Annotated in this window: 18 protein-coding genes and 2 pseudogenes; 12 read left to right on the forward strand and 8 right to left on the reverse strand. The window is 67.2% G+C overall.

Translation table 11 applies throughout. The features are described 5' to 3' along the window. Nucleotides 1–599, reverse strand: a pseudogene (locus J7024_RS31145) (phage tail protein); the annotation flags it as partial. Nucleotides 600–707: 108 nt separating this feature from the next. Then, the gene (hpnA, locus tag J7024_RS31150) at nt 708–1715 is read right to left on the reverse strand and encodes a hopanoid-associated sugar epimerase (protein ID WP_234745755.1); all 1008 of its coding nucleotides are present in this window, start codon (nt 1713–1715) and stop codon (nt 708–710) included. A 187-nt stretch (nt 1716–1902) separates the two neighbouring features. On the opposite strand from hpnA, the gene J7024_RS31155 reads away from it, so the two are divergent. The 3 genes from J7024_RS31155 (at nt 1903) to J7024_RS31165 (ending at nt 4634) form a co-directional block, all read left to right on the forward strand. Further along, a complete protein-coding gene (locus tag J7024_RS31155; protein ID WP_124826713.1) occupies nt 1903–2199 on the forward strand; it encodes an acylphosphatase in 297 nt (98 codons plus the stop codon). 12 nt (nt 2200–2211) lie between these two features. Further along, nucleotides 2212–3111 carry an EamA family transporter RarD gene (gene rarD / locus J7024_RS31160; RefSeq protein WP_124826712.1) on the forward strand — a complete coding sequence of 300 codons (900 nt, stop codon included), beginning with the start codon at nt 2212–2214 and terminating at the stop codon, nt 3109–3111. A 398-nt stretch (nt 3112–3509) separates the two neighbouring features. Further along, on the forward strand, nt 3510–4634 hold the full coding sequence (locus J7024_RS31165; RefSeq protein WP_175750611.1) for an OpgC domain-containing protein: 1125 nt from the start codon (nt 3510–3512) through the stop codon (nt 4632–4634). A 52-nt stretch (nt 4635–4686) separates the two neighbouring features. Here the strand turns inward: J7024_RS31165 and J7024_RS31170 are convergent, their stop codons facing one another. After that, on the reverse strand, nt 4687–4893 hold the full coding sequence (locus J7024_RS31170) for a hypothetical protein (protein ID WP_124826710.1): 207 nt from the start codon (nt 4891–4893) through the stop codon (nt 4687–4689). A gap of 120 nt (nt 4894–5013) precedes the next feature. Continuing rightward, nucleotides 5014–6537, reverse strand: coding sequence for a peptide MFS transporter (locus tag J7024_RS31175; protein WP_124826709.1), 1524 nt, complete (start codon nt 6535–6537; stop codon nt 5014–5016). 500 nt (nt 6538–7037) lie between these two features. Here J7024_RS31175 and J7024_RS31180 point away from each other — a divergent pair, with 500 nt between their 5' ends. From J7024_RS31180 to J7024_RS31210, 7 genes are all read left to right on the forward strand, one after another. Further along, entirely contained in the window at nt 7038–7616 is a 579-nt protein-coding gene (locus J7024_RS31180) for a cupin domain-containing protein (protein ID WP_175760786.1), read from the forward strand. A gap of 178 nt (nt 7617–7794) precedes the next feature. Further along, nucleotides 7795–9408, forward strand: a complete 1614-nt coding sequence (locus tag J7024_RS31185) for a peptide ABC transporter substrate-binding protein (protein WP_124826707.1) — start codon at nt 7795–7797, stop codon at nt 9406–9408. Between the two features lie 11 nt (nt 9409–9419). Next, entirely contained in the window at nt 9420–10358 is a 939-nt protein-coding gene (locus J7024_RS31190; protein WP_124826706.1) for an ABC transporter permease subunit, read from the forward strand. Between the two features lie 13 nt (nt 10359–10371). Beyond that, nucleotides 10372–11274: an ABC transporter permease gene (locus tag J7024_RS31195; RefSeq protein WP_124826705.1), complete on the forward strand. Its 903-nt coding sequence runs from the start codon at nt 10372–10374 to the stop codon at nt 11272–11274. A 2-nt stretch (nt 11275–11276) separates the two neighbouring features. Continuing rightward, the gene (locus J7024_RS31200) at nt 11277–12269 is read left to right on the forward strand and encodes an ABC transporter ATP-binding protein (protein WP_124826704.1); all 993 of its coding nucleotides are present in this window, start codon (nt 11277–11279) and stop codon (nt 12267–12269) included. Beyond that, nucleotides 12266–13288: an ABC transporter ATP-binding protein gene (locus J7024_RS31205; RefSeq protein ID WP_175750613.1), complete on the forward strand. Its 1023-nt coding sequence runs from the start codon at nt 12266–12268 to the stop codon at nt 13286–13288. The genes J7024_RS31200 and J7024_RS31205 overlap by 4 nt, the downstream gene beginning before the upstream one ends. A 159-nt stretch (nt 13289–13447) precedes the next feature. Next, on the forward strand, nt 13448–14920 hold the full coding sequence (locus J7024_RS31210) for an OprD family porin (protein ID WP_124826702.1): 1473 nt from the start codon (nt 13448–13450) through the stop codon (nt 14918–14920). A 68-nt stretch (nt 14921–14988) separates the two neighbouring features. Here the strand turns inward: J7024_RS31210 and J7024_RS31215 are convergent, their stop codons facing one another. The 3 genes from J7024_RS31215 to J7024_RS31225 form a co-directional block, all read right to left on the reverse strand. Then, nucleotides 14989–15981, reverse strand: coding sequence for a DedA family protein/thiosulfate sulfurtransferase GlpE (locus J7024_RS31215; RefSeq protein ID WP_124826701.1), 993 nt, complete (start codon nt 15979–15981; stop codon nt 14989–14991). 153 nt (nt 15982–16134) lie between these two features. After that, nucleotides 16135–16404 carry a hypothetical protein gene (locus J7024_RS31220; RefSeq protein ID WP_098554272.1) on the reverse strand — a complete coding sequence of 90 codons (270 nt, stop codon included), beginning with the start codon at nt 16402–16404 and terminating at the stop codon, nt 16135–16137. A 239-nt stretch (nt 16405–16643) separates the two neighbouring features. Beyond that, nucleotides 16644–18983 (reverse strand): phosphocholine-specific phospholipase C, encoded by a 2340-nt coding sequence (locus J7024_RS31225; RefSeq protein WP_124826700.1) that lies wholly within the window; start codon nt 18981–18983, stop codon nt 16644–16646. A 529-nt stretch (nt 18984–19512) separates the two neighbouring features. Here J7024_RS31225 and J7024_RS31230 point away from each other — a divergent pair. Together J7024_RS31230 and J7024_RS31235 are read left to right on the forward strand one after the other, a co-directional pair. Further along, on the forward strand, nt 19513–20013 hold the full coding sequence (locus J7024_RS31230) for a GNAT family N-acetyltransferase (RefSeq protein ID WP_124826699.1): 501 nt from the start codon (nt 19513–19515) through the stop codon (nt 20011–20013). Nucleotides 20014–20107: 94 nt separating this feature from the next. Next, nucleotides 20108–20645, forward strand: a pseudogene (locus J7024_RS31235) (thioredoxin family protein); the annotation flags it as partial. 52 nt (nt 20646–20697) lie between these two features. On the opposite strand, the gene J7024_RS31240 reads toward J7024_RS31235, so the two are convergent. Further along, complete coding sequence (locus tag J7024_RS31240; protein WP_124826698.1) at nt 20698–20949, reverse strand: DUF4148 domain-containing protein; 252 nt, start codon at nt 20947–20949, stop codon at nt 20698–20700. Nucleotides 20950–21093: the final 144 nt, after the last annotated feature.

Consider the following 21093-nt stretch of genomic DNA (forward strand, 5'->3'; position numbering starts at 1 on the left):
GTGGGCGGGAGCGGGGGCGGTTGGGCGTCTGCGAGCGGGTGTGCGGGGGGCTGCGTCGCGGCTTCGGCTTGGGCGATCGCTTCCGCATACCGCGTCGCGGCGGCTTCGGCCTCGGCCGTGGCCACGGCATGGCGCTGTGCGGCGGCGTCCGCTTCGGTCGCCGCGGCGTGATGGCGCTGTGCGGCAGCCTCGGCTTCGGCGATCGCGGTCGCATGACGCTGCGACGCGGCTTCGGCATCCGCGTGACGTTGGGCGAGCGCTTCGGTCAGCGCGGTCGCTTCGGCGTGACGCTGGACGGCGGCTTCGGCTTGCGCGGCTGCGTCGTTGTGACGTTGAGCGGCGGCTTCGGCCGTGGCGGCCGCGTCGGCATGGCGTTGCTGCGCGGCCTCGGCCTGCGCTGCAGCAGCCGTGTGGCGCTGCGCGGCGGCCTGGGCTTCGCTCTCCGCCGCGGCGTGACGTTCGGCGGCGGCCCGGGCTTCCGCCGCGGCGGCGCGCGCGAACGCTTCCGCGCTGCGTGCCGCCTGCTGTGCGGCGTGGTGATCGTGGAGGAGCTGATCGACGCCCGCGTTGAGCGAATCGATCTGTTCGTTCAGGTTCATGCGTGTCTTCTCTGCGTAAGACCCGCGATTTTAACCGCTGCGCCGGTGCCGGGCCGTCAGCGACGTGTAACAAAGTGCGCAAAGCGGCGTGAAGCACGCCGCTTTGTGTTACTTCAGGTACCCCGCCGAGCCGAACCAGTCGAGCGCATCGCGCAGTCCTTCGCGGTACGGACGCGCGCGGTAGCCAAGCTCGCGCTCGGCCTTCGCGGACGTGAAATACATCTTGTTCTTCGACATCCGCAGCCCGTCGACGGTCACGAACGGTTCCTTCTTCGTGAACTTCGCGACGGCCTCCGCGCCCATCGCGAGCGGGTAGAGCGGCCAGCGCGGCAGCGCGATCGTCGGCGCCTTGCGGTTCGTCATCTGCGCGATGTCGGCCAGCATCTGCTGCAACGGCAGGTTCTCGCCGCCGAGGATGTAGCGCTCGCCGATCCGGCCGCGCTCGAGCGCGAGGAAGTGGCCGTGCGCGACGTCGTCGACGTGCACGAGGTTCAGCCCGGTATCGACGAACGCGGGGATCTTGCCGAGCGCGGCTTCGACGATGATGCGGCCGGTCGGCGTCGGCTTCACGTCGCGCGGGCCGATCGGCGTCGACGGATTGACGATCACGGCCGGCAGCCCTTCGTCGGCGATCATCCGCTCGACCGCGCGCTCGGCCAGCACCTTGCTGCGCTTGTACACGCCGATCGCCTGCTCGGCGGTGAGCGGCCGGTTCTCGTCGGACGGATCGCCCGCGCTCGTGACCTTCAGCGTCGCGACGCTGCTTGTATAGACGATTCGCTCGACGCCCTCGGCGCGCGCGGCGCGCATCGTCGCGACCGCGCCTTCGAGGTTCGCGCGCTCGATCTCGTCCGGATCCGGCGCCCACAGCCGGTAGTCGGCCGCCACGTGCAGCAGGCAGCGCACGCCGCGCAGCGCGGCGCGCATCGACGTCTCGTCGCGCATGTCGCCGGTCACGATCTCGGCGTCGAGGTCCGCGACGTTCGTGCGCGGGCTGGTCGGACGCACCAGCACGCGCACCGCATAGCCTTTCTGCTGCGCGATGCGGGCGACGGCCGAGCCGACGAAACCGGACGCGCCGGTGACGAGAACGAGATCGCGGGAGGTATCAGTCATGCGTTTCCTTCAGGGCCGCGCGCGAGCGGCGCGGCGGTTGTGCGTCGGCGAGATTGTACGTGGTCGGCGCAAGCGGCGACGCGAGCGCCGCGCGGGCGGCCGCGGCGCTGCGGCCCCGCCATACGCGTGTGCGAAGCCGCCGACGCGACTACAATGCCGGGCTTGAATGCAACGGGAGGGCGACGCGATGAGCCGTAATGAACTGGACGAACGGATCGAGACCTACTATGTGCGGGTGCGCGGCGTCGTGCAGGGCGTCGGTTTTCGTCATGCGACGGTGCGCGAGGCGCATGCACTGAAGCTGCGCGGCTGGGTCGCGAATCTCGAGGACGGCAGCGTCGAGGCGATGATCCAGGGCCCCGGCGCGCAGATCGACCGGATGCTCGCATGGCTGCGCCACGGGCCGCCGTCCGCGCGCGTGACCGAAGTGACGTTCGAGGAGCGTCGGATCGAAAGGCGCTTCGAACGCTTCCAGCAGCAGTAAGGCGAACACGACATGACGGGGTATCCGGAAGCCGGGCGCGGCCTCATGCTGTCGGTGATGGCGTCGACGCTGTTCGCGCTGATGTCGGCGTACGCGAAACTGCTCGCGCCGCTCACGGGGCTCGACATCTTCGCGTGGCGCGTGTTGTGGACCGCCCCGGGCGCGCTCGCGCTGATCGCGCTGCGCGGCCGCTGGCCGGCGCTCGTCGAACTCGTGCGGCGCAGCGTACGCGACTGGCGCCTGCTGATCGCGCTGCCGGTGAGCGCGGCGCTGCTCGGCCTGCAGCTGTGGCTGTTCCTGTGGGCGCCGCTGCACGGGCGCATGCTCGAAGTGTCGCTCGGCTATTTCCTGCTGCCGCTGACGATGGTGCTCGTCGGCCGCTACTACTATCACGAACGGCTCGATCCGCTGCAGTGGGCGGCGGTCGCGTGTGCGGCGCTCGGCGTCGCGCACGAGGTGTGGGCGACGCGCGCGTTCGCGTGGCCGACGCTCGTCGTCGCGCTCGGCTATCCGCCGTATTTCGTGCTGCGCCGGCGGATCAACGCCGATTCGCTGGCCGCGTTCGCGATCGAGATCGTGCTGCTGGGTCCGGTCGCGCTCGCGATGGTGTCGACGAGCCCGACGCCGGTCGCCGGCCACCCGCTGCTGTGGGCCGTGCTGCTGCCGGGGCTCGGCGTGCTCAGCACGCTCGCGCTCGCGAGCTATCTGAAGGCGAGCCGGATGCTGCCGATGGCGCTGTTCGGGATCCTCGGCTACGTCGAGCCCGTGCTGCTCGTCGCGGTGTCGCTGCTGCTGCTCGGCGAGACGCTGAGTGTCTCTCAGCTCGCGACGTACGGACCGATCTGGGTCGCCGTCGCGCTGACCGCATGGCACAGCGCGATGCTGATGCGGCGCCTGCCGATGCGCGGCTGAACGTCGTCACTCGCGACGCGACGGCAGCGCGAAATAGCGCTGCACATCGGGCTGTGCGTCGCGCGTTCCTGCGGTCGAATTTCGCGATGCTGGCGTCGAACTGGCATCGCACTGACATCGGGCTGGCCGCGTTGCCAATTCTGTATCGCCGCTGTCATCCCCGTAAACGAACAGAAGATTCCGTTGCACTTTGTTACTCAGGGTATCCCCGAGCGGCCGTTAGACTGACCTGACCGTCTTCTCTTCGTATGCAGCTTTTCCATGAACGGTCATCTCCGTGCCGGGCCGGCCGGGTTGGTGCGATGCGCGCATACGCGTATCGCTGCTGATTTCGCTCGCCCCTTTCTTTCCGATCTTTCCACCGGCGCGCGTCGCGCCTTCGTCGCAAAGGTGTGCTCATGTCGTTGAGCGCGCCGTCCTCCGCCCCGGTTTCGCCCGTGCGCAGCGGCCGCCTGATCGAAGTCGATTTCTTCCGCGGCATCGTGTTGTTGATGATCGTCGTCGACCACATCGGCGCGAGCGTGCTGTCGCGCGTGACGCTCCACGCGTTCGCGCTGTGCGACGCGGCCGAAGTGTTCGTGTTCCTCGGCGGCTTCGCGACCGCGAGTGCGTATGGCGCGATCGCCGACCGGCACGGCCCGCGCGCCGCGCAGCGGCGGTTCGTGCGTCGCGCGATGCAGATCTACCGCGCGTTTCTCGCGACGTCGACGCTGATGCTCGTCGTGTCCGTCGTGCTCGACCATTACGGGATCGATGCGCCGAACCTCGCGCTCGACGACGTCAGCGTGATGCTCGCGTCGCCGCTCACAGGCCTCGCCGAACTGCTGACTTTCCAGCGCCAGCCGTATCTCGCGTCGGTGCTGCCGATGTACGTGCTGTTCGCGCTCGCGTCGCCGGTGATCGTGCCGTTCGCGCGCCGCCATCCGTGGCTGCTCGTCGGCTTCAGCGCGGCTTCGTGGCTTGCGGCCGGCTGGCTCGGGCCCGAGCTGCTGGATACCGATTCGTTTCGCTGGAGCTTCAATCCGTTCGCGTGGCAACTGATGTTCGTCGCCGGCGTGCTCGCGCGCTGCCAGCCCGTCTACCGGCGCATCGCGCTCGGCCGCTGGAGCGCCGCGGCGACCGGTGTCGCATGCGCGATCGTGATCGGCTGCGCGAGCTACAAGCTGCTGTCGGGACTGCCGGTGCCGGAAGGCGTGCTCAAGCGCGATCTCGCACTGCCGCGCATCGTCAGCTTTGCGGCGGTCGCGTGGCTGATGGCCGACTTCGTGCGCTACGGCTGGATCGCGCGGATCGCGCGCGCGGTGCGGCCGGTCGTCACGGTCGGCCAGCGCGGGCTGATCTGCTTCGTCGCGGGCGCCGCGATCTCGCTCGTCATCGATTCGCTGCTGCATCCGGTCACGCATGGCGCCGAGCTGCGGCATGTCGGCGTGGGCCTCGCGGCCGACGCATGCGCGGTCGGACTGATGATTGCCGTGGCGGGTTCGGGAACGTGGTTCGCGCGATGGCGCGGCGCGGCTGCGTAAGCGGCGGCGTGCGCGCACGCGGCACGGAAGGCGCGGCGCGGCTGCGGTGACGTCAGTGAGGTGAGCCGATGCGGGAGCGGGGGGCGGCGTTCGGATCGTCGGATTCGGTGTCGTCGCGTGCATCGGACTTCGGGTCGTCCTGCTCTGCGAGCACCGCGTCGGCTTCGGCTGCCGCCCGGGCGGCGCGCAGCGCAGTGCAGCGCTGCGCGTGCCGGATGTCGGACAGTATCCTCAACAGCCGTGTCGTTCTGCTTTTCATGACTTTCTCCCGCCAGTGCGCATCGCGGCGGACAGGATGCGCTGTTGCAACCAGTGTAGGACGTGCTGGCCGCGCCGGCGGGAGAATGTGGCGTGCATGCCGCACGCCGAGGGATAGTACTTACTGGGCCGAGGCCATCGCTTGCGCCTGCAGCGCTTCTTCTTCGCGGCGCTCTTCCGCACAGCGCTGGTGCTGGCGCGACAGGCGGTTCATCATCGGCAGCAGCAGCAGGGCGAGCAGCATGCCGATCGCGGCGAGCCAGCCGAGCTTCTCGAACAGCGACAGGTAGAGCGGCAGCGATTCGGTGGCCGGCAGGTCGTGCGACGGCATCTGCGCGAAGTTCGCGACGACGCTGCCGAGGTACTGCGACACACCCGTCGCGACGAAGTACGCGCCCATCATGAAGCCGCTCATGCGCGCCGGCACGTAGCGGGCGATCATCGCGAGGCCGAGGCCGCTCACCAGCAGTTCGCCGAGCGAGTAGAGGCCGTAGCCCCACACCATGAACCACGACGACACGCGACCGTCCACCGCGTAGCGGCCGCTGATCGTGAACACCAGATAGCCGGCGGCCACCGCGCCGAAGCCGAGTGCGTACTTCGCTGCGACCGGCAGGTCACGGCCGGCCTTCGAGAATGCGTTGTAGACCCACACCAGCACGGGGCTCAGCATCATGATCCAGATCGGGTTCAGCGCCTGGAACTGCGCGGCGCTCCACGTGAACAGCGTCGTGCCGAACAGGATGAAGCGCGGATCGACGTTGCGCAGCGCGAACAGCGTCAGCGACGTCGACATCTGCACGTAGAAGATGAAGAACAGGATCACCTGGCCGATCAGCACGAGCGCGGCGATCAGGCCGGCACGCTCCGAACGCTCCGACTTCGCGATCATGTATGCGAAGATCGCGAGGATCGCGAATGCCGCCGTCCACACACTCGCGACCGCGAGCTGCTTGTGCTGCAGCACGTACAGCGTGATCAGCGCGAGCGCGACGCCGCCTGCCGCCACGCCGCCGAGGCGCTTCCAGCGGATCGGCTGGTCGTCGGGCTGCGAGCCGATGTGCGCGAGCGTGCGGTGCATCAGCATGAAGTTCAGGATCGCGAGCAGCATGCCGGCGCAGCAGACCGCGAACGCGGTGTGCCAGCCCCAGTGATCCTTGATCCACGGCGTCGCGAGCATCGACACGGTCGAGCCGATGTTGACCGCCATGTAATAGATCGTGAACGCGCTGTCGATGCGCGCATCGTCGCCTTCGTAGATGCGGCGCACGAGGTTCGCCGCGTTGGCCTTGAACAGGCCGTTGCCGACGACGATCACGCCGAGCGATGCGTACATGTACGCCAGCGCATCGTTCGGGACCGCCAGCATCAGGTAGCCTGCGCACAGCACGGCCGCGCCGATGATCATCGTGCGACGGGCGCCGAGCACCTTGTCGCCGATCCAGCCGCCGATCGACGGCGACGCGTAGACGAGCGCGGTGAACGCGCCCCAGGTCAGGTTCGCATGGCTGTCGGTGAAACCGAGCCTGTCGACCATGAAGAGGACCAGGAGCGCGGCCATGCCGTAGTAGCCGAAGCGCTCCCACATTTCGATGAGGAAGACCGTCGTAAACGATCGGGTTTGAGAAACAGGTGCGTGCATCATCAATCTCGTTTGAAACGGACGGCGCGGATCGCGCGTCGCCTTGGGGGTCGAACTGGCGCCGGAGCACAGTGGCCGGGTAGGCTTTGCGTCGGCGATGGAACAGTCGGGCAGGTCAGCCCGGGCCGGGGTCGGACTCCACCTGGTAAGGTGGTGCGAGGCCCCGACCGGCGCGCGAGTGGTAGCGCTCGCCGGTCCGGTGCGTCAGGTCCGCGCCACTCAGGGAAACTCCCGATATGGCCGCAGCTTTCAGGAACATTTGTCTCATCATCTACTTGTAAGCTTGGCGCCCGGCTCTCGGAACATTCCCGGAGAGCCGCTTGCAGCTTGCCTGTGAAGCAGGCGAGTCTGGCAAGATAGCGCGTCGTTTCGCTCGCTTCGTGCCCTGTTTAGTGCACCGGGCTCAACACCGAAGACGTGTGCGAACCCGAAGATTAAGCTATCTCGAATTAACTTAGTTACTTTCCATCAAACATTTTTTGACGACCACTTTTCGGCCTGCTATGGTTCCCCCCACTGAAAACTCGCGAGCGGCAGACGCTGTCGCACTCGGCAGCAAGATTCGCGCGTTGCGCCAACGTCTCAAGCGCACGCTCGACGACACCGCTACCGCCGCGGGAATTTCGAAGCCGTTTCTGTCTCAGGTCGAGCGCGGGCTCGCGTCGCCGTCGCTGACGTCGCTGGCCGGCATCGCACAGGCACTCGGCGTGACGGTGCAGTACTTCGTGGATACGCCGAGCGAGGAACGCTCGGTCTGTCGAGGCGAGCAGTTGCGCTTCTTCGGGTTCGCCGATTCGGCGAACCTGTTCGCGAGGCTGACGAACGTGTCCGAAGGGCGTCAGCTCGAGGCGATCCTCGTGCGGATGCCGCCGGGGCAGAAGCGCTCGGAGGTGACGACACATGCAGGAGAGGAGTTCCTGTATGTGATTGAAGGGGAAGTGTCGCTGACGCTGGAAGGCAAGACGTTCGTCCTGCAGGCCGGCGACAGTTCGCACTATCAGTCGACGGTCCCGCACAGCTGGGTCAACACCGCGAGTGTCGAGTCGGTCGTGGTCTGGGTCGGTACGCCGAGACTGTTCTAGCGCACAGGTATTCCTTCGTTTCGAAGACGGAATACCTGTCGAAAGAAATGTAAGGAATACTAAGATGCAATACGAGAATCACGGGCCTCCTCAATCGCTGTACCCGTCAGCGTCTCACGCGTAAGCCGCGGCATCCGCCGCGCGACGCTCACCGAAAAACCTTCTCTAGACTGCCACGATGAAATCCTTGCATGCCATGTCGGCCGTGCTGGCCGCGCTCGCCCTGACGACGCCCGCAGCCCGCGCCGTTACCGTTCCGTCGAATGTCACGCTCGCTCCTCAACAGGACCTGACGCGCCAGGTGCCCGCCGAAGTCGAGTCGCTCGACCCGGCGCACATCGAATCGTGGACCGGCAACACGATCGGCCTCGACCTGTTCGAAGGGCTCGCCCGCATCGACGCGAGCGGCCAGGTCGTGCCGGGCGTCGCGCAATCGTGGGAACGCAAGACGCCGCAGACGTGGATCTTCAAGCTGCGCCACGACGCGAAGTGGAGCAACGGCCAGCCCGTGACGGCCGCCGATTTCGTCTATTCGTGGGAGCGCCTCGTCGATCCGAAGACGGGCTCGAAGTACACGATCCTCGTCGAATTCGTGAAGAACTCGAAGGACATCATCGCCGGCAAGGCCGCGCCGACGACGCTCGGCGTGCGTGCGATCGACCCGTACACGCTGGAAGTGACGACCGACGTACCTGTCGCGTTCTTCCCCGAACTGACCGCAATGGCGCCGCTCGCGCCGGTGAACAAGGACACCGTCGCGAAGTTCGGCGATGCGTGGACGCGCCCGGGCAACATCGTCAGCAACGGTGCGTACCAGCTCGCCGACTGGCAGCCGAACAACCGCATCGTGGTCACCAAGGACGCGAAGTACTGGAACGCGCCGAAGGTCGTGATCAACAAGGTCACCTACCTGCCGATCGAAAGCGACGAAACCGCGATGCGCATGTACCAGGCCGGCCAGATCGACTACAGCTACTCGATCCCGTCGGGCATTTTCCAGCAGGTCAGCAAGCAGTTCGGCGGCGAACTGCGCCCGGGTCTGCAGCTCGCGACCTACTACTACTACCTGAACAACAGCGACGCGGCGCTGAAGGACAAGCGCGTGCGCCAGGCGCTATCGATGGTGATCGATCGCGACGTGCTCACGTCGAAGCTCACGCAGGCCGGCGAGAAGCCGATGTACGGCCTGATGCCGAACGGCACGAAGGGCGTGCAGCCGTTCACGCCGGCATGGGCGTCGTGGCCGATGGCCAAGCGCGTCGCGGCCGCGAAGGACTTGCTGAAGCAGGCCGGCTACTCGGATGCGAAGCCGCTGTCGTTCACGCTCACGTACAACACCAACGACCTGCACAAGAAGGTCGCGCTGTTTACCGCATCGGAATGGCGTACGAAGCTCGGCATCAACACGAAGCTCGAGAACGTCGAGTTCAAGGTGCTGATGAAGGAGCGTCATGACGGCAAGGTGCAGATCGCGCGCGACGGCTGGTTCGCCGACTACAACGACGCGATGACCTTCTTCGACCTGATCCGCTGCGGCAGCTCGCAGAACACCGTCGGCTACTGCAACAAGCAGGCCGACGCGCTCGTCGACGAAGGCAACCAGAAGCTCGACGACAAGGCGCGCGCCGCGCTGCTCACGCAGGCGCACGACATGGCGATGAACGACACGCCGATGGTGCCGCTGTTCCAGTACTCGGCCGACCGTCTCGTGAAGCCCTACGTGGGCGGCTACTCGCTGAAGAACGTGATCGACATGCGTGCTTCGCAGGACCTGTACCTGATCAAGCACTGAGCGGAGCGATCATGCTGGCCTACGCATTGAGACGCACGTTGTGGGCGGTGCCGACGATTCTCGCCGTCATCACCGTCTGCTACCTGCTGCTGCATTTCACGCCCGGCGGCCCGTTCGATACGGAGAAGCAGCTGTCCGCGGCGACGCTCGCGAACCTGAACGCGAAGTACCACCTCGACGAGCCGCTGTGGAAGCAGTACCTGCTGTATCTCGGTTCGCTGCTGCACGGCGATCTCGGCCCGTCGTTCCGTTACGTCGACTGGTCGGTGAACGATCTCGTGAAGAAGGCGCTGCCCGTGAGTCTCGGCGTGGGCGGCGTGTCGATCCCGATCTCGATCGTGTTCGGCGTGCTGCTCGGCACCGTCGCGGCCGTGCGTCGCGACAGCCTGATCGACCGCTTCGTGATGCTGATCGGCAACTTCGGCAACGTCGTGCCGCCGTTCGTGCTCGGCCCGGTGCTGGTGTGGATCTTCGCGATCCTGCTGAAGACGTCGGCCGGCAACGGCTGGCTGCCGGCCGGCGGCTGGGGCGACGGCAGCTGGCAGTACCGGCTGCTGCCGATCGTGCTGCTGACCCTCATCAACGTGTCGCTGCTCGCTCGCGTGATGCGCGGCTCGATGATCGAGACGCTGTCGAGCAACTACATCCGCACCGCGCGCGCGAAGGGCCTGCCGGGCGCGACGATCGTGCTGCGCCATGCGCTGAAGCCCGCGCTGATGCCGGTCGTGTCGCTGTTCGGCACGGTCTGCATCACGTCGATCACCGCGGCCGTCGTCACCGAATCGGTGTTCGCGCTGCCGGGGCTCGGGCAGCTCGTCGTGAACGGCGCCATCAACCGCGACTACACGCTGGTGCTGGGCCTCGTCGTGCTGACGACCGTCTGTGCGGTGCTGTTCAACCTGCTGGTCGACCTCGCGTACGCGTGGCTCGATCCGCGCATCCGTTATTGAGCGAGGCAATGCGATGACTCCGACTACGCCTGTCGTCAGTCTGCCCGTGCAGACCGACTCGCCGCCGCGTTCGCGCTCGCCGCTGGCGCTCGCGTTCGCGCGCTTCCTTCACAACCGTGCGGCCGTGTTCAGCCTCGTGCTGCTCGCGCTGATCACGCTCGCGTGCTTCGTCGGCCCGTGGCTGCTCGCGGCCGATCCCGCCGCGAGCGACTGGGGTTCGATCAGCCTGCCGCCGACGCTCGCGAACCAGCACTGGTTCGGCACCGACGAGCTCGGCCGAGACCTGCTCGTGCGCACGCTGATCGGCGGCCGCGTGTCGATCGAGGTCGGCCTGCTCGGCACGCTCGTGTCCGGCCTGTTCGGCGTCGCGTGGGGTGCGACCGCCGGCTTCGCGGGCGGCCGCATCGACTCCGCGATGATGCGCGTCGTCGACATGATGTACGCGATCCCGTACCTGCTGATCGCGATCCTGATGATGACCCTGTTCGGCCGCTCGTTCATGCTGGTCGTGCTGACCATCAGCGCGTTCTCGTGGATCGACATGGCGCGCGTCGTGCGCGGCCAGACGCTGTCGCTGCGCAACCGCGAGTTCGTCGATGCGGCGCGCGCGATCGGCGTGTCTCCGGCGTCAATCGTGCTGCGCCACGTCGTGCCGAACCTGCTTGGTGTGGTCGTCGTGTACGCGACCGTGTCCGTGCCGAACATCGTGCTGACCGAATCGGTGCTGTCGTTTCTCGGCCTCGGCGTGCAAGAGCCGATGACGAGCTGGGGCGTGCTGATCCAGGACGGCGCGCAGAAACTGGAATCGATGCCGTGGCTGCTGCTGGCACCGGCCGTCATGCTCTGCGTGACGCTCTATTGCGTGAACTTCGTTGGCGACGGCCTGCGTGACGCGCTCGACCCGAAGGATCGCTGAAAATGGCTGCCCTGCTGGAAGTTGAAAACCTCGGCGTGCGCTTCACGCGCAAGGACGCGCCGCCGATCGACGCCGTGAGCGGCGTGTCGTTCTCGCTCGAAGCCGGCAAGACGCTCGGCATCGTCGGCGAATCGGGCTCGGGCAAGAGCCAGACCGTGATGGCGCTGCTCGGCCTGCTGGCCGGCAACGGTACGACGACGGGCGCCGCGCGCTATCGCGGCGACAACCTGCTCGAGATGGATACGCGCGCGCTGAACGCGGTGCGCGGCGACCGGATCGCGATGATCTTCCAGGATCCGATGACGTCGCTCAATCCGTTCCTGACGATCGAGCGGCAGATGACCGAGACGCTGCAGTTGCATCGCAAGCTGTCGCGCAAGGAAGCGATCAGGCGCGCGATCGAGGCGCTCGAGTCGGTGCGCATCCCAGACGCGGCGCGCCGCATCCGGATGTATCCGCACGAGTTCTCGGGCGGCATGCGCCAGCGCGTGATGATCGCGATGGCGCTCCTGTCCGAGCCGGAAATCCTGATCGCCGACGAGCCGACCACCGCGCTCGACGTGACCGTGCAGGCACAGATCATCGACCTGCTGCGCGAGCTGAACCGCGAGCGCGGCACCGCGATCGTGCTGATCACGCACGACATGGGCGTGGTCGCCGGCCTCGCGGACGACGTGATGGTCATGTATGCGGGCCGTACCGTCGAATACGCGCCGGCCGAGTCGATCTTCGCCGCGCCGTCGCATCCGTACACGATCGGCCTGCTCAATGCGCTGCCGCGCCTGACCGATGCGGACGATGCACCGCTCATCGCGATTCCCGGCAATCCGCCGATGCCCGGCACCGCGCCGGTCGGCTGCGCGTTCGCGAAGCGCTGCACCTATGCGGAGGAGCGCTGCGGTGCCGCGCGCCCCGCGCTCGAAACCTATGGCGCCATGGGCGCGGTGCGCGCGTGCCACCGGCCGCTGGCCGATCTGACGGGAGGACTGCGATGAGCGTCAATGAACGCCGCGATACCGGCGCGACGGGCGACACGCTGCTGTCCGTCGAGAATCTGAAGGTGCATTTCCGCGTGCCGCTCGGCGGCTATCCGTGGTCGCCGAGGGGCACGCTGCGTGCTGTCGATGGCGTGTCGTTCGACGTGAGGCGCGGCGAGACGGTCGGGCTCGTCGGCGAGTCGGGCTGCGGGAAGTCGACGCTCGCCCGCGCGCTGATCGGCCTCGCGCCGATGACCGCCGGCACCGTGCGCTGGCGCGGCGAAGCGGTGGCGTCCGATCACCTGCGCGGCACCGCGATGCGCCGCGAAGTGCAGATGATCTTCCAGGATCCGCTCGCGTCGCTCGATCCGCGCATGACGATCGAGCAGATCGTCGCGGAACCGCTCGTCACGCACCACGCGGGTCTCGGCCGCACCGAAGTGCGCCGCCGCGTGATCGCGATGCTCGAGCGCGTCGGCCTGAATGCACATCACCTGCTGCGCTATCCCCACGAATTTTCCGGCGGGCAGTGCCAGCGCGTCGGTATCGCGCGTGCGCTGATCGGCGAGCCGAAACTCGTGATCTGCGACGAACCCGTGTCGGCACTCGACGTGTCGATCCAGGCCCAGATCGTGAACCTGCTGCGCGATCTGCAGCGCGAACTGTCGTTGTCCTATCTGTTCGTCGCGCACGACCTGGCGGTGGTGAAGGCCATCAGCCAGCGCGTGCTCGTGATGTATCTCGGCCGCGTGATGGAGTTCGGCACGCGGCATGACGTGTACGGCGTGCCGCAGCACCCGTACACGAAGGCGCTGCTCGATGCGGCGCCGACGCCGGAGCCGGCGCGCGAGCGTGCTCGCCGTCCGATGCTGCTGGCGGGCGAGATGCCCTCGCCGCTGAACCCGCCGTCGGGCTGCGCGTTCCGCACGCGCTGCCCGGTTGCGATCGACGCGTGCGCGCAGGACGTGCCGCTGCCGGAAGTGCGGCAGGGGTCGGCCGCGCGGGTCGCGTGCATCCGCGCGGGCGTGGCGGCGTGAAGTAACGCAGCAAACATAACCAGGCAGGTCGACAGGGGTAAGTGCGGCGCGAACGATCTTCGCGCCGCGGGTACAGGCGCGCCTTTAGCCGGGCAAGCCGGGGGGCCGGGAGCGGATCGCGACCGGCGTGGACGATATCAACACAAGACGAGAATTACGATGAAAAAGCAGAAGACGATCGGGACGGCATCGAAGATGCTGCTTGCATGGGGCCTGCCGGCACTGGCCGGCGTATCGCTGAGCGGCGTCGCCCACGCCGACGACGCGGCCCCGGCACCGCTGACGGTCGCGCAGGCTGCGCCGGCCGCGGGCACGAGCACGGCCGTTGCGCAGGCAACCACCCCGAATGCCATTGTCAACGCCGAAGCGAGCCAGGCCGTCACGCCGCCCGATGAACCGTCTGCGCAATCGAAGGCGAAGGGTTTCATCGCCGACAGCCATCTCGACTTCCTGTTCCGCAACTATTCGGACGTGCTCGACGCGAAGGGCGGCCCGCACCGCCACGCGTGGATCCAGGGCGTGATGGCGAACTTCGAGTCCGGCTATACGTCGGGCCTGGTCGGCTTCGGCGTGGACGCGTCGGTGTATGCGGCACTGAAGCTCGACGGCGGCGCAGGCGCCGGCAGCATGGTGCACATCGCGAAGGGCGGTGGCGGCGCGAACCAGCTCGCGTGGGCGTTCCCCGGCATCTACGACGTGAAGGCGCGCATCTCGAACACGGTGATCAAGTACGGTCTGCAGGCCGTCGACAACCCGTTCATGGAGCAGCACGACAACCGTGCGCTGCCGCCGACGTTCCTCGGTGCGACGATCGTCAGCAATGAATTCAAGAACGTGATGCTCGAAGCCGGTAGCTTCACGAAGAACGATGCGCGCGGCCATACGACGCTCACGAACCTCACGACCCAGTACGGCGGCACGCGCATCAACCGCCTGACCTACGTCGGCGGTACGTGGGACTACTCGCCGAACGGCGAAGTCGCGCTGTACGCGAACCAGGCCGACGACGTATGGCACCAGTACTACGCGTCGGTGAAGCACAGCATCGGCAGCACGCAGACGATCAAGTGGACGGGCTTCGGCAACGTCTATTCGACGCATGACACGGGCGACGCGCTGCAGGGCAAGATCGACAACAACGCATACAGCTTGTCGCTGGCGGCGCAGCACGGCCCGCATGAGCTGCTGCTCGGCTATCAGCAGATCCTGGGCGACCAGTTCTTCGACTACCTGAACGAAACGAACGGCATCTTCCTGACCAACTCGATGGACGTCGACTACAACGCGCCGCACGAAAAGTCGTTGCAGCTGCGTTACACGTTCTACGGCAAGGAAGCGGGCCTGCCGGGCTTCAAGGCGATGATCTGGGGCGTGACGGGCTGGGGTGCGGACGGCAGCGCGGGCGCGGCGAACGACCCGACCAGGTCGAGCATCTACTGGAGCAACGGAGCGCCGGTGCAGGGCCGTCACCACGAGTTCGGCTTCATCCCGTCGTACACGTTCCAGAGCGGCAAGCTGAAGGACACGAAGGTCACGTTCATCGCGATGTGGCACAACGGTTCCGCGCACTACTCGGACGCGACGAACCGCGAGTACCGCCTGGTCGTGAACGTGCCGCTGCACGCGTTCTGATCGAAGGGGGACGCAAGGTCCCCCGCGGTATGTTCCGTTTCGCGCGGCCCGGCCTGCGGTCAGTCCGATCAGGCCGGCTTGTGCAAGCCCGCCACCGGATCGTTCGCGGCGGGCATGTCTTCCAGCAGCGACGTGAGCTGGCGGCCCGTGTCGCGCCATGCGTCGAGGCCGCCACGCAGCGGCAGCGCATCGGTAAAGCCTGCATCGAGCAGGCGCTTGGCCATCAGCGCGGCCGTTACTTCGTTCGGGCACGAGCAGTACACGACGAACTTCTGCGAGAGCGGGTAGCGCGCGATGATGTCTTCGATGCGCCGCTCGTCCGCGAACTGCGCACCGGGAATCGTGAACGGGTCGAGCTTGCGGTGCTCGGGCGAGCGTACGTCGAGGACCACCGGCGCCGCCGGGTCGCGCAGCAGCAGTTCGAGCTCGTCGACGCCGATCCGTGCGCTCGCGAGCTGGCGGATCAGCGCGCGGCGGCGCATCCAGCGCACGGCTGCGTAGATCGCCAGCAGCGCGACGATCACCAGCAGCACCGCACGGCCGAGCCGGCTCGCGCCGGCGAACAGCCAGTCGATCTGCCGGTAGAACACGAGCCCCGCCACCAGCCCGACGATCGTCCACAACGCGGCACCGAGCGCGTCGTAGCCGGCGAACGTGCGATAGCGCGTGCCGAGCGCGCCGGCCATCGGCACGGACACGAGCGACAGGCCGGGAATGAAGCGTGCGACCGCAAGCACACGCACACCGTAGCGGCCGAAGAAGCGTTCCGTCTTCTTCACGCAGGTATCGCGCGACAGCGACAGCCGGCAGATCGTCTTCAGCGTCGCGCCGCCGTAACGCCGCCCGGCGAGATACCACGCCGTGTCGCCGATCAGCGCACCGAGCACCGACAGCGCGATCACCGTCACGAGCTGCGAGCCGATCATCTCCGGATGCATCGCGGCCATTGCGCCGAACAGCACGAGCGTCGGCATCGCCGGCACCGGCAGGCCGATGGCCGCCGCAAGCACGTTGGCGAAGACGAGAAGCGGCCCGTATTGGGCGACGAGGTCACGGAGCATGACGGCTGGCCGAAAAGGATGCGCAAGAGAGGATGCGCAGATGGGCCGATTATCGGCCATTTTCAACCTGGTGGCGGGAACGACGGAAAGCGCCTGACGGCGACAGGGAGATGTCGGTGAGCCGACGCGCGGAGCGCGGCTCACCATTCGAAATCAGGAGGGGGTGCGGGCGAGCGATGCGGCGCCGTGGTTTTCGCCGGGCAGCTCGGCGCCGTGCGAGCGGATCGCCGCGACCAGTTCGGCCGGCGTGATCTCGTAGCGGACCTCGCGGTGGATGCCGGGCTTGCGTTCGTCGATCTCGATCAGCAGCACGCTTTTGCCGTCGCCGGTCGCTTCGAGCCGGAGCGAGCGCAATTCGCGGCCGTCGGCCGGGTCGTGTTCGGTGAGCAGGGTCATTGCCCCGGATGAGCCGGAAGTGCGCATCGAACCTATCCTCGTGTCGTGGATGCCTGGTTGGCGAAGATGTCGTTGTTGAGTACAGCTTTGCTGAAGTTTAACGCGAACGGGCCGCAACACGGAGCATTTTCGTGGGCTCGAAATGAGGGCTGCACCACCTATCCTTCTGATGTTTGGGCCGCGCCGGGCGGGCGTTTCAGCCGGATCGGGCCGCGCGGCGAGCGGCGCCCGGCCGGGGCGCTCCCGACCGGGCAGCGGCAGTGCCGTCAGAAGCGGTCGGCCAGCCCCATCGCCGGGTCGCTGACCGAGTGGCGGCCCGTTTCGACGCGGCCGGCCACGCGGCGCGAGAAGCTCGCATCGCTGTCCGCGGTGACCACGAAGTCGTACCAGTGCCCGGTCGAGTCGAGCGTCCAGCGCAGCTCCGACTGGCTGCCGGCACGCACCGTGGCCGTCCACGTCGTGCCCGCGTCGTTGCCGTGCCCGCGCCCCTGGCCGTTGCCGTCCTGGTTGCCGCGACCGTCGTGCGCGCCATGGCCGGACAGCGCGCCGTACACCTTGTTCGACTTCACCGTGAAGCGCACCGTGCCGCCGCCGTCGTTGCGCAGCCGCAGATGCAGGTTGCCGCTTCCGCCCGCATAGCCGACCCGCACTTCCGGCTGCGGTGCGCGCGGGCCCGCGAGCCGGGCCAGGTCGCCGGTGAAGCGGCGGTGATAGCCATTCGGGCCGAGCACCCACAGGTCATATTTACCGCCGTCGTCGGCCTGCGCCGCCCAGTCGCCGCGCAGCGCCTTGCCCGGTTCGACGACGTAGCGGCGCGGCACGCGGTCCAGGTGCAGCTTGTCGTACACGTGGAACACCGCCGCCGCGCGGCCCGTGTTCGCGAACTTCAGCGTGACGGTGCCCTTGCCGGCGTCAGCCTGCGCGCTCGCATGCAGCTCGTACGGCAGTGCCCGCGACGGGCGCACGCCGGTGGCCTGCGCGGGCAGCGACGGGGCGGTCGGCGGCGTGATTTTCGGCGCGGCCTGCTGCGTGGCGCTCAGCGCGTCGACCTGGCTTTTCGTCGTGCGGCCCGCGAGCGTCGGCAGCGGTTCGTTGTTCGGCGCGCGGAAGTTGAACGCGCTCGTCAGGTCGCCGCACACCGCGCGGCGGTACGCGCTGATCTGCGGCTCCACGACGCCGAAGCGTTTCTCGAGGAAGAGCAGCGTCGACGTATGGTCGAACACCTGCGAGTTCACCCAGCCGCCGCGGCTCCACGGCGATACCACCCACATCGGCACGCGCGGGCCCGGGCCGTACGGACGCCCGTCGGCCGCCGGCTGGCTCGACGTGGCCGGCGCGAAGTCGTGGTACTCGACGGCCACGTCGGCGTTCGCGAGCGTATGGCCGCCCGCGAGCGTGCCGTCCGCGTTACGCGATGGCACGGCCGGCGACGGCATATGATCGAAGAAACCGTCGTTCTCGTCGTAGTTGATCAGCAGTACGGTCTTGCTCCATACGTCCGGATTCGCGGTGAGCGCATCGAGCACCGCCTGCACGTACCATGCGCCCTGCGCGGGGCTCGACGGCCCCGGATGTTCGCTGTACACCGACGGCGGGACGATCCACGACACTTCGGGGAGCGTGCCGTTGCGGATGTCGTCGCGGAAGGTTTCGAGGAAGCCGTACGGCATCGTGTTGCCGAAGCCCTTCGCGAGCGGACTCAACGGATCGTCGATCGCCGGATCGTAGAACGCGCCGGCCGCCGTCACCGGCTGCGTGATGTCCGTCGACGCGACGTAGACGGGCCGGCGCGCGGCGGGCATCTGTTCGATGGCGGCGCGCCAGTGGCGAAAGCTCATCATCTCGTTGCAGCCGAAGTTGTCGATCAGGCTCTGGTAGACCTTCCATTTCACGCCGGCCTGCTGCAGCCGGTCGGCGTAGGTCGTCCACGTCCACCCCTGGCTCGACGGGCCGATGTCGTTGCCGCCGTTGAACTGGTTGTTCAGCGCGGCGAGCTTCACGCGGCTGCCGTCGGCCGGGCTGATGCCGTTCGGGCCGTTGGTGCCGCTCCAGTAGAACAGGCGGTTCGCGATCGTGCCCGTGTGCATCCCGCAGTGATAGTGGTCGCACAGCGTGAACGCGTCGGCGAGTGCGCGCTGGAACGGCACTTCCGCCGCGTCGTAATAGCCCATCGACAGCGGCGTCTTCGCGTCGGGCCAGCGGTTCATCCGGCCGTGGTCCCACGCGGCCTGCGCGTCGGCCCACGTGTGCGGCGTGCCGCCCGCGCGCTGCGCGTTGCCCTGGCTCGCGTCGAGATGGTACGGCGTGAAGGTCGTCGCGGGCGTCGTTTGCGTATACGTCTGGTAGAACACGTCGCGACCGTTCGGCGACGGCACCGCGAAGCGGTCGCCATAACCGCGCACGCCCTTGAAGGTGCCGAAGTAGCCGTCGAACGCACGGTTCTCCATCATCAGCAGCACAACGTGCTTGACGTCGTGGAGCGTACCCGTTTCGTGAAACGCGGGAATCGCGAGCGCGCGGCGGATGCTCGGCGGAAACGCCGACAGCGCGGCGGCGGCGAGGCCTGAAGTGGCGGTCTTCTGAAGGAATGTGCGGCGTGACGTCATGGCGTTCGGATCCTGTGATGGTGGGTGCGCGCTCGACCGGGTCCAGCAGCACCCCATGCGTCGTCCCCCCCGGGACGATCCGCGATGCATGTGCGTTCGAATGCGTCGGCCGTTGTCGCGCTCCTGCGCACCGCACGCATCGTGTGCGCGGGGGAGGATGTCGGCACGTGCCGGCCCGTTGAGTGACGATCAGGGCGCGGCCAGTCTAGGGAGCGGAGATGACGTCGACGTGATGCGGACATGACTTAGTCCACTCGCACAGATGATGTTGCGTGCGCAACGAATTGTCTGCTGTCGAAGCGGTCTCGAGGTGGCAGGAAATTACCGGTTTGCGCGAGCGGTATCGGGCACAAATTGCCGATTGCGTGATGTCTGCATGAAGGCTGCGTGACGCCGTGTCGTTGTGCATGCAACGGCACCGGGTAATTCGGCGGCCATGTTTCATTCGCGTGAAATCGGATAAGCTCGATGCGCTGTTGCGTATCCGCAGCAGCATTCCCGCGACCGATACTTTCGACTCTACCCAGTCATGACCGATATCACCATCCGGCACGGCGAGATGCACGACATCGACGCGATCCGGCAAATCGTCGCGCATCCTGCGGTGTACCTCAACACGTTGCAGCATCCATATCCGTCGCACGAGAAATGGCGGCAGCGGCTCGAACGCATTCGCGAACACGGCGTGAGCCTCGTCGCCGAAATCGACGGTTCGGTGGTCGGCCATCTCGGGCTGCATCCCGAACAGAACCCGCGCCGCCGTCACGCCGCGTCGCTCGGGATGATGGTCGATGCGTCGCATCACGGCCGCGGTGTCGGCACCCGGCTGCTCGCGGCGGCGATCGAGCTCGCCGAAAACTGGCTGAACATCACGCGCATCGAACTGACCGTGTTCGTCGACAACGTTGCGGCGGTCGCACTGTACGAAAAGCACGGATTCCGCATCGAAGGTGAAGCGCCGGACTATGCGTTGCGCGATGGTGCGTATGCGTCGGTGTACCAGATGGCACGGGTCAAGCCGCGACGGTAGAGGACGCGCGCGCGATGCCGCGCGTCATGTTCATTCGAGAATGCGTTCGTTTCAGGTGGCCGCGTGAATCGTCTCGTCGAGCGATTTTCCGGCCGCCGCGAATGTGTACGAGCGACAGGCGTGCGTACGCATTCGCGACGGCGGACACGCTGACTGACGCAGGGCCGTACGACGCATCCGATGCGTTGTTGAAGGCCGGATTGCCGCGTTCGTCGACGCCGTAGTACTTCATGTCAAGGTTCGCCGCGAATGCGAATGCGCGCGGCGACAAGGCCGCGGCGCTCGACGGGTATCGCGAGGCCTGCGATTCGGCGAGCGGATCGGTGACGAAGTCGCGCTGGGGCGCGACTTGTTTCGCGAATGCAATTGCGCTGCGCCGGACGATTCGGCGCGGATCGAAGGGATCGCCGCAAGTGTGCTTGCGCGGGCCGGCAAGACTCGGGATGTGTTTTGCGGGGCGAACCTGCGTACGCAGATCAAGGCCGTCACGCAGTTGAATCAGTGGTGCGGCGGCGCACGATGTGTCGGTCCGGTCGGTCGTCAGGCAGTTCGACGGGGTGTGCGCGAAGCTGCCGGTGGGTGATCCGCAGGCAGCGACGTGCGCGACGCTGATCCGGCCCGTGAAGGCGTGACGCTGTAACGGCGGGCGAACCGTCGGGCGAGCCGGGTGCCGCGTTGCTTCGGTTACTGGCCCGACTCCGACGACGCGCCGCGCGCGCTGCCGTAGCCGGCACCCTGCTGCCGCGCGATCTTCGCTTCGGCGGAAACGATGCTGGCCGGGTAGAACCAGTCGCTCGACTGGAAGCCGGCCTGCTTGAGCGCCTTCACTTCGGCGCGAACCTGTGCCCGCGTGAGCGGCGCGTTCGACTGCGCTTGCGCAGCGAGCGGGGCGGATACGGCCAGGGCGATGGCAACTGCATGGATCAGGCGCTTCATGATCTGGACCTCCATGTTTTCGACGGGGCGGCCGGCCTTCGTTCGACGAAGCGGCTGCGGTTGAAAAGAGTGTAGGCCCGGCCGCGCGCGGGAAAAATGCGATCGCTCCCAACGCAGTGTTCTGCTGCCGGCAACAATGGGTGG

The sequence above is a fragment of the Burkholderia sp. WTPI3 genome, assembly GCF_021483755.1.
Lineage (GTDB): Bacteria > Pseudomonadota > Gammaproteobacteria > Burkholderiales > Burkholderiaceae > Burkholderia.

Coding starts and splice junctions, on each gene's coding strand:
- J7024_RS31225 (WP_124826700.1), bottom strand. CDS start 18,983: ATGACGTCACGCCGCACATTCCTTCAGAAGACCGCCACTTCAGGCCTC.
- rarD (WP_124826712.1), top strand. CDS start 2,212: ATGACGGGGTATCCGGAAGCCGGGCGCGGCCTCATGCTGTCGGTGATG.
- J7024_RS31165 (WP_175750611.1), top strand. CDS start 3,510: ATGTCGTTGAGCGCGCCGTCCTCCGCCCCGGTTTCGCCCGTGCGCAGC.
- J7024_RS31180 (WP_175760786.1), top strand. CDS start 7,038: ATGGTTCCCCCCACTGAAAACTCGCGAGCGGCAGACGCTGTCGCACTC.
- J7024_RS31170 (WP_124826710.1), bottom strand. CDS start 4,893: ATGAAAAGCAGAACGACACGGCTGTTGAGGATACTGTCCGACATCCGG.
- J7024_RS31205 (WP_175750613.1), top strand. CDS start 12,266: ATGAGCGTCAATGAACGCCGCGATACCGGCGCGACGGGCGACACGCTG.
- J7024_RS31175 (WP_124826709.1), bottom strand. CDS start 6,537: ATGATGCACGCACCTGTTTCTCAAACCCGATCGTTTACGACGGTCTTC.
- J7024_RS31230 (WP_124826699.1), top strand. CDS start 19,513: ATGACCGATATCACCATCCGGCACGGCGAGATGCACGACATCGACGCG.
- hpnA (WP_234745755.1), bottom strand. CDS start 1,715: ATGACTGATACCTCCCGCGATCTCGTTCTCGTCACCGGCGCGTCCGGT.
- J7024_RS31155 (WP_124826713.1), top strand. CDS start 1,903: ATGAGCCGTAATGAACTGGACGAACGGATCGAGACCTACTATGTGCGG.
- J7024_RS31185 (WP_124826707.1), top strand. CDS start 7,795: ATGAAATCCTTGCATGCCATGTCGGCCGTGCTGGCCGCGCTCGCCCTG.
- J7024_RS31190 (WP_124826706.1), top strand. CDS start 9,420: ATGCTGGCCTACGCATTGAGACGCACGTTGTGGGCGGTGCCGACGATT.
- J7024_RS31215 (WP_124826701.1), bottom strand. CDS start 15,981: ATGCTCCGTGACCTCGTCGCCCAATACGGGCCGCTTCTCGTCTTCGCC.
- J7024_RS31240 (WP_124826698.1), bottom strand. CDS start 20,949: ATGAAGCGCCTGATCCATGCAGTTGCCATCGCCCTGGCCGTATCCGCC.
- J7024_RS31220 (WP_098554272.1), bottom strand. CDS start 16,404: ATGCGCACTTCCGGCTCATCCGGGGCAATGACCCTGCTCACCGAACAC.
- J7024_RS31200 (WP_124826704.1), top strand. CDS start 11,277: ATGGCTGCCCTGCTGGAAGTTGAAAACCTCGGCGTGCGCTTCACGCGC.
- J7024_RS31210 (WP_124826702.1), top strand. CDS start 13,448: ATGAAAAAGCAGAAGACGATCGGGACGGCATCGAAGATGCTGCTTGCA.
- J7024_RS31195 (WP_124826705.1), top strand. CDS start 10,372: ATGACTCCGACTACGCCTGTCGTCAGTCTGCCCGTGCAGACCGACTCG.